Here is a 12,798-nt window from a genome sequence, read left to right on the forward strand (position 1 = left end):
TGCTGGATGTGCAGATGTCCGGTGAACACCAGTTGCACCCCATAAGCTTGCAGCAGCCGCCGCAACTGAGAGGCATTCTCCAGCATGTAGCGACGCCCCCAGGGATGGAGAGACTGGCCGCGCAGATGCTCGACCACATTATGGTGCACCATCAGCAGCACCAGCTCTTCCTCGGCTGCCGCCAATTCTTTCTCCAGCCAGGTCAGTTGTTCTGGGGTTAGACACCCCACCAATTGACCCTGAGCATCAAAATGGTTGGAATTGAGGCCGATCAAACGGATCCCTGGCCGCAGAACCCGGCTGTAATCCAAAGACTGCCCATCCTCGTAGCCAAAAGCTCGGTAGTAGCGGGGAAAATCCGCCAAACCAATAGAGCGCCCGCTGGCCTCGGGCTGGGGCACATCGTGGTTGCCGGGCACCACAAAAGCCGGAAAGGGCAGTCGAGCCAGCCGCTCTGCCAGCCATGCATGGTTTTCCGGCTCCCCATGCTGGGTCAGATCCCCCGGCAACAGCAGAAAATCCAGAGGCAACTGCACCAGATGCTGCAAAACCTGTTCCAGAGCCGGGATGCTCACCTCTACCAGGTGAAATCGGCTGGGGTGATCCCAAAGGGTGGAAGGGAGGGTGACGTGGGGATCGCTCACCACAGCAAAGCGGATCTGCACGGATTACTCCCCTTGACAACAGCAAGCAGACAAAGCCTTCGGCCCACCGGGGGGGCAAGCGCTTCTGCTATTCTGACATCCATCACGGGATCCCGATTATCTCAGGAGCACAGCATGGTGGCCCAGGTGATTACCATCGATCACCCTCTGGTGCAGCACAAGCTCAGCCTCATGCGCCGTGTTGAAACTACAACCGCCGACTTCCGAGCGCTGATGCGGGAGATCAGCCTCTTGATGGCCTACGAGGTGACCCGCGATCTGCCCCTCAAGCTACAGCCCATTCAAACCCCGATGGCCCCAATGTTGGCGCCGATGTTGGCGGCAGAGAAAAAGTTGGTGCTTGTCTCCATCCTGCGGGCCGGCCAAGGGCTCCTCGACGGCATGCTGGAGCTGATCCCATCAGCACGGGTGGGGCATATCGGCCTATATCGGGATCCCCATACCCTGATCCCCATCGAGTACTACTTCAAGGTGCCCACCGATATCGAAGATCGTGAGGTGCTGGTGGTGGATCCAATGTTGGCCACCGGCCATTCGGCAGCAGCGGCTGTAGCGCGCCTACGCCAAACCCGACCCCAGTCGATCCGCTTCATCTGCCTGGTGGCCGCCCCAGAAGGGATCCGATATTTCCACAAACAGAACCCGGATGTGCCGATTTATACCGCTGCTGTAGACGATGGCCTAGACGAGCACGGCTACATCCTCCCCGGCCTAGGAGATGCAGGGGATCGCCTGTTCGGCACCCGCTGATACAAGAGTGCCATGCCTACAGCACCCTATGTTGCTGCGCCACACTGAACGGGAACCGCACCGCTGTCGCGATTAGGAAGTTGGGTTGGGCGCCAACAACTGTTCCCCCCTCAACATGCGGGCAGCAGCGCTGAGCAGCTCCTCTTCCAGATAGGGCTTGGTGAAGTAGGCAGTTGCTCCCAGCTCCCGTGCTGTTTGCCGGTGCCGTTCTGCCCCCCGCGAGGTGAGCATGGCAACCGGGAGATGCTTGAAGTTGCTGTCTTCCCGCAGGCGGGTGAGCAGTTCTAGGCCGTCCATCCGCGGCATCTCGATGTCGCAGAAGATGAGGTCGCAGGGCAGGCCGCCGCGCAGCTTTTCCCAGGCATCCTGGCCATCCCGCGCCTGTTCCACCCGGTAGCCCACCTTCTGGAAAGACATCGAGAGCAGCTCCCGAACGGTGATCGAGTCGTCCACGATCAGCACCGTGGTCTGACGCACCTCTTCCGGGGTCGGCTCCTCATCCCGGTGATCCAGCCAGAAGCGGTTGAGATCCCGACGGCGACCGTGGGCTATGTCCACCAGCTCGATGATGTCGGCAATCGGCAGCACCCGCCCGTTCCCCAACACCGTTGCCCCAGAAATGCCCGGCGGCTTGGGCACAGGCCCGCGCAGTTGCTTGATCACGATTTCCTGCTCTTCCACGAAGCTGTCCACCTGCAGGGCAACATACTGGCCGGCACTTTGCAGGATGACAATGGGAATGATGCCCTCATCCTGAGTGATGCTGTACACCTCAGAACGGCTGCGGCTGTGGCTGCGGCTGTAGGCCAGCAGATTCGAGAGGGGCTGGAAGGGAAGGCGCTGATCCCGCCAGAGAATCGAGGGCCGCCCCTGCTCATCCGGCTGAACTTCGTCGGCAGGAACATCCAGCATCTCCTCCACGCCATCCAGGGGGAAGGCGATCAGGGCTTTGTCGCTGACACACACCATGGCCTTGGAGATGCTCAGGGTGAGGGGGAGGCGGATGGTGAAGGTGGTTCCTTTGCCCCGCACAGAATCCACTTGGATACTGCCGCGCAGATCGGTGATGTTGCGGCGCACCACATCCAAGCCAACCCCCCGCCCGGCCAGATCGTCCACCTCGCTGGCCTCGCGAACGCTGAAGCCGGGGTGGAAGAGAACGTTGAACACTTCGTCTTCGTCGGCTTGCTCCGACAGCAGCCCCAGCCTTTGGGCCTTGGCCTTGACCTTCTCCACCGGGATCCCGGCGCCATCGTCCGAGACGATGATGATGGTTTGGTTGCCCTGATAGAAGGCCTTGACGGTGATCTTGCCCTCAGGGGGCTTGCCCGCCCGCCGCCGCTCCTCAGGGGTCTCGATCCCGTGTACCAGGGCGTTGTTCACCAAGTGGGTCATGGGGTCATAGAGCTCCTCCAGGATGGCCTTGTCGATGAGCGTGTCACGGCCTTCCACCACCAGGCTGGCCTGCTTGCCCGTTTTGATGGAGAGATCCCGAATGGCGCGGGGCAACCGATCGGCAACTTGCGAGAAGGGCACCATGCGCGCCCGGTTCAGGCCCTCTTGCAGTTGGGTGGTTACCTGCCGGAATTGGCGGGTGATCTGCTCGGCCTCATCCACGGCAAACTCGATGTCGGAGGAGGACTCGCGCACCCGCACGATGAGCTCAATGATCTCCTGGGCCAGAGCGTGGAAGGCCGTAAACTGATCCATCTCCAGCTTGTCGAACTCTTGGCCGGAGGAATGACTCCGCCTTCCTCGGCTGGACCCCTCCCCATTTCGACCGAAGCCCACCGTTACCGTGCCGCCATAGGCTGAGCTGCTGCGGCTGGAGAACAAAGCCGATTCCAGCAAGGAGCGGTCATACTGATCCCGCATGCGCTGGCCCAGATCCCCTAGCTGTTGCACACGGCCCAACAGGCCATCCAGAAACTGGCGCAGACGGGTTTGGTTTTGCTCCATGCTGTTGCGGATGACCACCAACTCTCCCACCAGGTTGTTGATGGAGTCGAGGTGGCGCACCTCCACCCGCATCACAGGGTTGCTGAGGGCAGCAGTTCGCCGTGAAGTCGGCCCAGTTGCCGCCGGAGCGGGAGCAGCAACAGATGGTGAAGGTGTAGGAGCAGCGGCAGGTGCTTGGGCAGGAACCTCGAGATCGCCCAGGAGCGATTCCAGCTGGGCTGCAAAGTCGTCAGCAGCCTCGCCGCTCGCGGCTGCAGGGGATCCCACAAGGGGGGCGATAGCCTTTTCTAGCTCAGGGGTTACCGCCGGCTCGGCAGCGTCGAAGAGGGCGGCCAAATCGTCCAAACGGGGAGCCGGAGCAGCTTCCAGCGCCTCTTCCTCTGGGGTCTCGGCCTCGCCAACAGGAACGGCTAAGGATTCATCCTCTGCAAACAGGCTGGCCAACTGGCTTTCCAGATCGTCCTCCGCAGGCTGGAGGGCATTTTCTTCCTCCAGTGCGGCAACCGGCGGCTCTGGCTCAGACACGGGCACTTCCGCCAGGCTGCTCGCTTGCAAAGCTTCTGTGTCCTCCAGGAAGGTGGCAAGATCCAAGGGGGGTTCTTCTTGGGGCGCTTCCCCTTCTGCAAAGAACTGGCTCAACTCATCCAGATCCACCTGGCTGTCGCTATCCATGGCCGAGAGGGATCCCCTGGCCCCCAGGCTCAGTTCTTCTGGGTCGGATTCCTGGGTGAATAGGGCATCGAGACGGTCGAAGGAGAGCTCGGGGGAAGGGGCGACTGCCTCCTCAGCCGTGGGTTGCAGGTCTGCGAAAGACTCCTCCTGGACCGGGAACAGATCCTCCAGAAGCGCCCACTCCTGGGCTTCTGCTGTGTCCCCGGCTGCTGATTGGGTCAGGGGGATGGAGTCCCCATCGGACGCCTCCTCGAGGGTCTCGCCGGCGAAGAGATCCCCTAGGCTCAGCTCGGCTCCGAAGTCTGGAATTGGCGATTCCCTCGGCTCATTGGCCATGTCGGGCGACGTGGGGAAGGGTTCGCCGATAAAGAGATCCCCCAGTTGCTCAGCTTCGGCAGCATCAGCCTCAGCGATGTCCAGGGATGGGCCAAAAGAGGGATCCAAAAATACGGAAGGTTCACTTGCTTCCGGCATCGACCAAGCCGGATCGGCTTCTGCCGCAGGGGTGGAAAAAAAGCTCTCCAGGCTGTCTTCGGCAGTATCGAAGGCAGCAGAGCCGGCGAACTCTGAGGATCCCACCTCGTCGGATCCCGACTCTGCCAGATAATCTGCTGGGATGGAAAAATCCTCCGGCTGGATATCCGCGGAAAATTCAGCCCAGAGATCTGCTGCGATTTCCCCATCCTCAAGGGCTTCCTGAAGGGGTGGGGACGGTTCAGCCGCCCAAGGATCGGCCTCCGGCTCACCAGCGGGAACGGCCTCCAAGTCCGGAAGCTGAGACCCTTCCTGCCGGAAAGCACTCTCTACGGGAAGTTCCTCCAGCTCAAATAGGGCCTCTACCCCGGCACTTGCGGCTTCGTCTGGGACAAAGCCGGATCCCTCGCCCATTTCCGCAGCAACGCTCTGGGCAGTCGGCTCCTGTTCAGCATCCCAGGCAGGCTCAGCAGAGACAAACCCCTCTGCCCCTTCACCCACCACTTCGGCAAACAGCTCCGCCAGATCGGCCTCAGCTCTCTCCTCATCCAACCTTGGGCTCAGATCCTCAAAGGTCTGCAAGAGGGGCTCAGGAGAGGAGGGGATCAGCTCCGTTGGGAACTCTTCGATATCGGATAGCGCTTCTGCGTTGGCAAACAGCTCGTCAAAGGCTGAGGTGGCTTCTTCCTCCAGATCCAAGGGAGTGGCATAGAGCTCCGCTCCGCTAACGCGACCGAAGTCGTCCGCAACAGAGGCCAAGTCAGCTCCCTGCCCGTCCTCTTCTGGGCTTTCTGCCGGCACGGCAGCTGTCCTCCAGTCTTCCTCCCAAGCCGCTTCGGCTCGGATCCCTGGCCAACTCAGATCCAGATCCCCCTCTTCCGCGGGAGCAGATCGGTGCTCTGAATCTGTTCCCGCCAGCGGGACGGAGTCCTCAGCAGTGCCCACTTCCCATAGGGATGAGGGCTGTTCCGCCGCCAGATCTCCGCTTGCCTCTGCGCTCTCCTGCTCCGGCGACAGGGCAGCTCCGGGCTCATCCTCTTGAAAGGATGTCTCGGCGAGGGCTACCGCTTCCCAGCTCAGATCGGGGGTAGCGCCTTCCTCCGCAGGGATCCCAGCAGCCACAGCCCAATCCTCCGAGGCACCCTCCTCGGGTTGGGGGAACAGCGGCTCTGCCTCAGACTCCCAAGCCAGACCAAGCTCGAAGGGCTCAGGGACTTCTGGCTCTTCAGGGGCTGCCGGAACAGGGCGGAAAGCCAGCAGCTCAGCCGAGGGCTGAATGGTGTTTGCCGCTCCATTGGCCAGAGCCTGGTGGGCTTGCTTCAGATCTCGCAGCACCGGCAGGGCCAACTGCCGCAAATCCTGGCTGGGATCCGCCAAAATCTCGCCCACCAAGCGGGTCAAGTCTGTCCAGCCTCCCAGTTCCAGAGCCGAAGATTGCCCCAAATCCTGCAAAGATTGGGCCAGAGCTTGCAGAGCCGGTCGAGTGGCCGGGTCGTCAGGACGTTTGAACAGCTCCAGCATCTGGCGCAGCAGGGCCGGGATCTGCTGATGCACCACCACCTCAAGGGGATCCGGCGGGGCAGGAGGGGCGGCAGGGCGAGCCAATTGTTGCAGTTCTGAAGAAGGGGCAACCTGTTCGGCCTTGCCGTCTAGGATGAGCTGCTGTCCCTGCTTCAAATCCCGCAAGGCAACCAAAGCCAAAGTTCGCAGGTCGGCATCGGGGTTGCCCAGGGCTTGCTCGAAGGTTTCCGTCAACTGTTGCCAGCCCGCCAGATGATGGACTTGCCCGATCTCCTTGAGAACGGCGTTCGCCGCCACCAAACGCTCTCGGACATCTGCCTGATCCCGTTGTTTAAACAGCTCCAGCATCTGGCGCAACTGCTGCGGCACCACCTCCGCCATGTCCTGCTGCAGGGTGCGAACCGCCGGCGGCGAGACGGGAGCTGAGACAGGGCCCTCGCCGAGAAGATTTTGAATGTGCCTTTCGGTCTCTTGAAAAACCGGCTCCAATTCCGCCAGGGTGGTGTTGCTGACTTCCTGGGTGAGGCCGCGGGGGCTCTGCAGCTCCTCCAACAACATCGAAAGCCCATCAAAAGCCCGCAGCAGCAGGGTTTCCAGGTGCTGATCGACAGGCACTCCGCCTGGACGGGAGCGAAAGATGTTGAAAAAATCTTCCATGCGGTGGGCCGTCCGTTGGATGCTGGTGAGGCCCAGCATGGCAGCTCCCCCCTTGATGGAGTGAGCAGCTCGAAACAGCTCGTTGATCAGCTCGGGATCGCTCATACTGTCCCGCAAGCTGAGGAGCACTTGTTCAATCGTTGCCAAGTGGTCGCGGGCTTCTTCGATGAAATAACTGAGGATCCGCTTTTGTGCTTCTTCATTCATGGCAGGAGGCCCTTCCTACAGCCCACAGGTATGCATCAGTAATAGCAGACCGGACAGATTGAGGCTCGCCTGAGCGAAGAGTCCGGCCAAAAGTCGGAACAGGGGGATCCCAGTGGCATTTGCTAAGGATCGATAACGTCTCCTGCATGGGGATCCTTGTCCCTAGAATGCCCTCAAAACAGCAGATTTGCTCATTCATCCCCAACCCGGAAGCGACCGACAGAAGTTTGCAACTCGCGGGCGATGCTCACCAACTGTTGGAGCGAAGTTGCCACCTTCTGCGCCTCTTTAGAAGTCTCGTTGGCGGTCAACTCCACCGATTGCATCACCTGCGCCACAGAGCGAGAGGTTTCCGTTTGTTGCACGGTGGCCTGAGAGATCGCCCGCACCAACTCGTCGATCCGGCGACTGACCTCGATAATCTCGTCCAGGCTGTTCTTGGCCTGCTCGGCCCGCCGCGTCCCCTCGATCACCAGTTGGGTGCCTTCTTCCATAGCCGTCATCACGTTGCCGGTTTCCGATTGAATCTGCAACACGATCTGCTCGATCTCCTTCGAGGCTTTGGCGGCTCGGTCGGCCAGTTGTCGCACTTCGTCGGCCACAATGGCAAAACCCCGTCCCGATTCCCCGGCTCGGGCCGCCTCGATACTGGCGTTCAGGGCAAGCAGGTTGGTGCGCGAGGCAATTTGAGAGATCAAAGCCACAATTTTGGAAATTTCCTGCGAGGATTCCGCCAATCGCTTCACTTTGCGGGTGGTTTCTGCCACGGTTTCGCGAATTTCCAGGATGCCACTTACCGTGCGATCCACAGCTTCTCCACCCCGAGCGGCTGCTTCTGTGGCCTGGGCGGTCACGTTGGCCGCTTCGCGGGCGTTGCTGGCCACCTGTTGAATGGAGTCCGTCATCTCCTGAATGGAGTTGAGGGAGTTGGAGATCTCCTCCGCCTGGCGCAAAGCATCGGCAGAGAGGCTGCGGGCAAAGTCCTCGTTCTGCAAGGCGGCATCGTTCACGGCGGCAGCAGCCCGCTTCACCTGGCTGACAATGTCTCGCAGACTGCGAATGGTCAGGTTAAAGGAGTCGGCCACAGCCCCCAGCACGTCGGCAGTCACCTCTGCCCGCACCGTCAGGTCTCCACGGGCAGCCCCTTCCACGTCGTCCAGCAGGCGAATCACCTGGCGCTGTAGGTCTTCCTTAGCTTGCCCTTGCTCGGCAGCCCGCTGGCTCAGTTCGGCGAAGTTGGCTTCAAGGGCAGCCGCCATCTGGTTAAAGCTGTCGGCCAAGCGCCCCAGCTCATCGTGGGTGTTGACTGTGGCTCGTACTGAATAATTCCCCTGAGCCAAGGCGGCAAAATGACTGGCCAGCTCTTGGGCGGTGGAGCGAATTTGTTTGGCACTGCTGGCCCCGAGGATAACCCCTGCTCCTGTGCCGATCAGCCCGCCTCCAATCACCCCGGCAATCAAGCGAGCTCCCCCATTGGCCGGGATCCCAAGGCCAATCGCCAAGCCGGCAGCCAAACTCACAGCTCCTTGGATAAGCGCTATGGCCAATTGCCGATCCCCAATCGGTCGGTTGGCGATCCCAGCAGAGGTTCTTGCCCCTTGTTCACCTACACTGGAAATAGGGAGGGAGGCCGTGGGCAGCAGAACTTGGGCCGCTCCGCTGCCGGTCTCCGCCATTGGGCTCATCCCCCCAATCGCCCCCTCATCTGGGCGGAAGGCCCCCACTGGCTCGCCGCCATCCATGCCGGCAAGTTCGCGATCCAGGCTGTCTAGCTCGTCAAGCTCGAAGAGGGCAGAGCCGGGACTGGCAGTATCTTCGTCGGGAGCAGGGATCGGCTCACTCATGGGGGCAGCCAATTCGGTCGGCAGGCTTTCTTCCAGGGATCCCCCTTCCTCTTCCTCAAAACCAGGCAGGGAGAAGCCCATCTCATTGGGAAAATCGGCATCGCCGGCCAACTGCGTAATGGAGTCGAAGTTGTCTTCTAGGGCTTCCAGATGCTCTCGATCGAACTCGTTGAGGAAGGCAAAGTCATCTTCGACCACCGGATCGGTTTGAGGCCCGCCCTCTTCCGAGCCTACCCGTCGCGAGGTGGCCGGTGGTGTTACCCGAGAATGGGTCGGCATCGGGTGAGATGAACCCAATGGATCAGCTCCCGGCATTTGCAGGCCGGTCTCCAAGGGATCCCTGAATCTCTCTTCCCCCATGAAATCGCTGCCAAGGCTGTCTGCCTCCAGTGGAAAGGGATTCTGAGCAAAGGGATCCGCCTCCTCTTCCCCCATCTCCTCGAACTGCAAGAAGGGATCGGGAGCAGAGAAAGCCTCTTCCGAAAAGGCATCCGACCCAGGTGCAAACTCATCTGGAGGGCGAAACTCGTCCGCTTCTGGGGAATCGGGAAGATCCGCCAGCTCCGGTGCCATTTGCAACAGCTCTTCTAGACCCTTCCGGGCCGACTCCAGCTCATCGGGATCACTGGCTGTTTGTAAAATGATGTTGTAGGTTTGGCGAGCTTCCAACAACTGCCCAGCTTGTTTTTGTGCCAAAGCCAGCAGCAGCTTGACAGCAGTATCTTGCGGTTCAGCAGCGGCCACTTGGTTGAACAACCGCACCGCCCGGACGTAGTCTCCCTGCCAAAAGGCGGCCATCGCATCGGTGTAGTCTCTCTGACTGTTCGCGCTCGGAACCATGGATCCTCCCTTCACTGCTTGCCTACCTCTGTTCACGCGTCAACACAGATGCAAACGGAACGCCCCCAACACCTCAAAACCCCATGGATGCAGGCTATCCCCCCTTTTCCACATTCAGTCAAGCAAGAGTGGGCCTTTCTGCCGCCGTCTCAGGGCTTACCCTCAACAGCCTCGACACGCATCGGTAGGGGATAGATTTGGTCCAACTTTCCCCATTGTGGCTGGAGTTAGCTTGGATCTTTGATAGGAACTATACACTTTCCTCTCGCCGAACTCACAGGGGGCCGCTTGTCAACCCCAACGATTGGATCGCAGGATGGCCGACTGATCCAGCAATGGCAAGCGCGATCCCGTTCCGGGCACCACCCATTCCCCTCGCAAAAAAGGAGCCATGGACTCAGGAGCCGTGAGGGCAGGCCGCACCAATTCAGTCTTCAGCCACTCCATGCCTACAATTAAATCCACAGCCAAGCCCATGAGCAAATCCTGTTGATCCATCACGGCCACCACAGGAATCTCGGCTCGGTCGATGTTCAGGGGCGGGCTGATCCCCAAAAATTGCCCCAGGTCTGCAACCCAGATGATCTCGCCCCGCAAATTCAGCGTGCCCAGCAAAACTGGGGCCACATTGGGCATGGGGGTGATTTTCTCTGGGCCAATGCTCATCACCTCCACAACCGATACCGCTGGCAGCGCAAATTCCTCCCCGGTGGCAATCTTGAACTTTAGGAATAGCTCACCTTCGGGAGCCTCCATCTCCCGCAACTCTTGGGTCTCATCCCCCATCAATAAATCCAGATCCCCCAGCATGATGCTCCCCCGCATGGATAGTCTTGTGGACTGTTGATCCCGCCCCCCTCCCTGCTTAAAACGCAGAGTCGTTCTCAGGACCTACCGAAAGGCGTGGAAGCAGAAGGGGCAGCTCTCAGCCTCTCAGTAATTGCTTAATCGTACCCACCAGTTCCTGGGGCTGGAAAGGCTTGGCAATGTAGGCATCCGCTCCCTGGCGGATCCCCCAGTAGCGGTCAAATTCTTCGCCCTTGGAAGAACACATGACGATGGGCGTTTTTTGGGTGAGAGGGTCGGCCTTGAGAAGACGGCACACCTCATAGCCGTTCATGCGCGGCATGACGATGTCCAGCACGATCAGGTCGGGTTTGTTTTGCTTCACCGCCTCTACGGCCTCCACCCCGTCTTCCACAGTCATCACCTCGAAGCCGTTTTCCTGCAGCAGCTTGCTGATCATCTCCCGCTGGGATTGGCTATCTTCCACCACCAAAACGCGACTCATTTCCGATTCATCTCCCGCAATTGATGTTTGATGGTCGCCAGGAGCTCTTGGGGCTTAAAGGGCTTGGTTACATAGGCATCCGCCTGGTTGCGCCTGGCCCACTCGATATCAAAGGTCTGGTCTTTGGTGGAACACATGACGATGCGAATGTGTTTGGTACTTTCATCCCCCTTCACTTCCCGGCATACCTCGTAGCCGTTCATGCGCGGCATGACAATATCCAGCACCACCACATCAGGCTTCTGCTGGCGAATGCACTCCATTGCCTCTACGCCGTCTGTTGCTGTGGAGACTTCCAAACCGTTCTCGGAAAGCAAGCTGGAAATGGTCTCCAGGTAGGTACGGCTGTCATCCACCACCAGCACTTTGCTCATCGCCGTCTTGCTCCTTTTGCACTCCCGCGCAACCGTCGGGCTGCTTTGACTGAGATTTCGCCTTCTAACCTCACCCGGCTCCATGGCTCCAAGTCAGCCATGCTACCCCTATTGTTTCGGTGAGGCCACTCTTCTGTCCAGTACCCCGCCCACAGTCTTCTGTGCCAACATTTTGGCTACCCCAACGCCTATTCGCCACCGCCCCGTTTGGGGGGAGGGCCCACGTAGGATTCGACAATGGTCAACAACTCCTTTTCCGCAAAGGGTTTGCTCAAAAATTCGTTCGCTCCGGCCATGCGGGCCTTAATCCGATCGGTGAAGCCATCCTTGCCGGTCAGCATGATCATGGGGGTTTCGCGAAACTGGCTGGATTTGCGCAACATGGCGCACAGCTCATACCCATCCAATTTGGGCATGGCCACATCACAGAGGATCATATCTGGGTTGAGGAGAAACACCTGTCCCAAGGCTTTGAGAGGATTGCCGATGGTGGTGACCTGGTAGCCCTCGTTTTGCAGGATGAACTCTACGGTTTTTTGGATGGCCATGGAGTCGTCGATGCAAAGGATGTGGCTGGGCTTATCGCTGGGTTTGAGGGGACGGCTGGGCTTGGGCTCCGCGATCAAGACGGGCTCGGACAGTTGAATGGCCCCTTGGCGGACGTAGGGATAGATGGCCTTGGCCACTGTGAGGGTGTCTCGACCCAGGTAGCGACCCATCTGGCGAATGCTGGTTTTGCCGTCTGACCACTCGCTCAGGGCTTTGAAGACGGGGGCGGGCAGGTTTTGCTGGAGCGGCAGGGGGTTGACAATGGTGGGAGCTTGGTTGGGAGCTTGGATGTAGGGGTGCAGCTTTTTCCACTCCTGCACTTGGGCTACGATCTCGGTGAGCAGGGGGGTAACGGGGAAGGTGGTCAACTGGGGGGCCAGGGGGGATCCGGCCTCAAAAATGAAGGAGCCGTGGTGGAGGCTAAGCAGGTCGAAGAGGACTTCCCGCACCATGCCCAGCAGGATTTGCTTGCCTTGGTTGGGGTTGAGCTTGTGGCTTTCCAGCAAAGACCAGAGGCGGTTGTATTCGGGGGCGTTGACCGCGGCTTTGTGGGGAATTTGAATTTCCTCCAGGGCGGCTTCCAGCTTGAAGCGGTGCAGATAGTCTCTGAGGCGGGCAATGTTCCCTTCGGTTTCAGAGGCGTAGATAATCCGCCCATTCAGGAAGAAGACAAACCAGTAGACAGAGGGGCTGGCCTCTACAAAAAGCTCACCGGTGCGCTGGCCCAGCTCGATGAGCTGAAGGATGCTGCGGATATCGATCTCTTGTAGTTTTCCTTGCATGGGATCCCTGCCTGCAGTCCAGCAAGATACGTCCATTATGACGCTAGTCTTTAACTGTTGCTGCCCCGCCGGTAAGGCCATTTTCGGGAAGAGGGTTAAAGTTTAAAAAAGTTGGGGTTTGACTTGGGCCGAGCGCCTGCATTCCCCGAGGTATCTCTGGACTCCAGCAGACCCTCCCAATTAGAGCAGAATGGAGAGAACTGCCACCAGTAA

7 protein-coding genes and 1 pseudogene are annotated in these 12,798 nt (G+C 59.6%); 1 reads left to right on the top strand and 7 read right to left on the bottom strand.

Annotated elements, in window-relative coordinates; genetic code table 11:
- Window positions 1-11: 11 nt before the first annotated feature.
- Window positions 12-665, bottom strand: a pseudogene (locus tag CYB_RS15670) (metallophosphoesterase); the annotation flags it as partial.
- Window positions 666-779: 114 nt separating this feature from the next.
- Here CYB_RS15670 and upp point away from each other — a divergent pair.
- Window positions 780-1,415, top strand: coding sequence for a uracil phosphoribosyltransferase (gene upp, locus CYB_RS09205; protein ID WP_011433527.1), 636 nt, complete (start codon window positions 780-782; stop codon window positions 1,413-1,415).
- A 72-nt stretch (window positions 1,416-1,487) separates the two neighbouring features.
- On the opposite strand, the gene CYB_RS09210 is transcribed toward upp, so the two are convergent.
- The 6 genes from CYB_RS09210 to CYB_RS09235 form a co-directional block, all read right to left on the bottom strand.
- Entirely contained in the window at window positions 1,488-6,905 is a 5,418-nt protein-coding gene (locus CYB_RS09210; RefSeq protein ID WP_011433528.1) for a response regulator, read from the bottom strand.
- A 191-nt stretch (window positions 6,906-7,096) separates the two neighbouring features.
- Complete coding sequence (locus tag CYB_RS09215) at window positions 7,097-9,589, bottom strand: methyl-accepting chemotaxis protein (protein ID WP_011433529.1); 2,493 nt, start codon at window positions 9,587-9,589, stop codon at window positions 7,097-7,099.
- A gap of 291 nt (window positions 9,590-9,880) precedes the next feature.
- Window positions 9,881-10,399: a CheW domain-containing protein gene (locus CYB_RS09220; protein WP_011433530.1), complete on the bottom strand. Its 519-nt coding sequence runs from the start codon at window positions 10,397-10,399 to the stop codon at window positions 9,881-9,883.
- 115 nt (window positions 10,400-10,514) lie between these two features.
- The gene (locus tag CYB_RS09225) at window positions 10,515-10,880 is read right to left on the bottom strand and encodes a response regulator transcription factor (protein ID WP_011433531.1); all 366 of its coding nucleotides are present in this window, start codon (window positions 10,878-10,880) and stop codon (window positions 10,515-10,517) included.
- Window positions 10,877-11,254, bottom strand: a complete 378-nt coding sequence (locus CYB_RS09230) for a response regulator (RefSeq protein ID WP_011433532.1) — start codon at window positions 11,252-11,254, stop codon at window positions 10,877-10,879. Before CYB_RS09230 ends, CYB_RS09225 begins: the two co-directional genes overlap by 4 nt.
- Window positions 11,255-11,442: 188 nt before the next feature.
- Window positions 11,443-12,585: a response regulator gene (locus tag CYB_RS09235; protein ID WP_011433533.1), complete on the bottom strand. Its 1,143-nt coding sequence runs from the start codon at window positions 12,583-12,585 to the stop codon at window positions 11,443-11,445.
- Between the last annotated feature and the right edge of the window lie 213 nt (window positions 12,586-12,798).

This window comes from Synechococcus sp. JA-2-3B'a(2-13) (genome assembly GCF_000013225.1).
In the GTDB taxonomy this organism is placed as follows: domain Bacteria; phylum Cyanobacteriota; class Cyanobacteriia; order Thermostichales; family Thermostichaceae; genus Thermostichus.

Bases quoted from the DNA above. Each gene is read 5' to 3' on its own strand.
- upp (WP_011433527.1), top strand. From the start codon at position 780: ATGGTGGCCCAGGTGATTACCATCGATCACCCTCTGGTGCAGCACAAG.
- CYB_RS09235 (WP_011433533.1), bottom strand. From the start codon at position 12,585: ATGCAAGGAAAACTACAAGAGATCGATATCCGCAGCATCCTTCAGCTC.
- CYB_RS09215 (WP_011433529.1), bottom strand. From the start codon at position 9,589: ATGGTTCCGAGCGCGAACAGTCAGAGAGACTACACCGATGCGATGGCC.
- CYB_RS09210 (WP_011433528.1), bottom strand. From the start codon at position 6,905: ATGAATGAAGAAGCACAAAAGCGGATCCTCAGTTATTTCATCGAAGAA.
- CYB_RS09225 (WP_011433531.1), bottom strand. From the start codon at position 10,880: ATGAGTCGCGTTTTGGTGGTGGAAGATAGCCAATCCCAGCGGGAGATG.
- CYB_RS09230 (WP_011433532.1), bottom strand. From the start codon at position 11,254: ATGAGCAAAGTGCTGGTGGTGGATGACAGCCGTACCTACCTGGAGACC.
- CYB_RS09220 (WP_011433530.1), bottom strand. From the start codon at position 10,399: ATGCTGGGGGATCTGGATTTATTGATGGGGGATGAGACCCAAGAGTTG.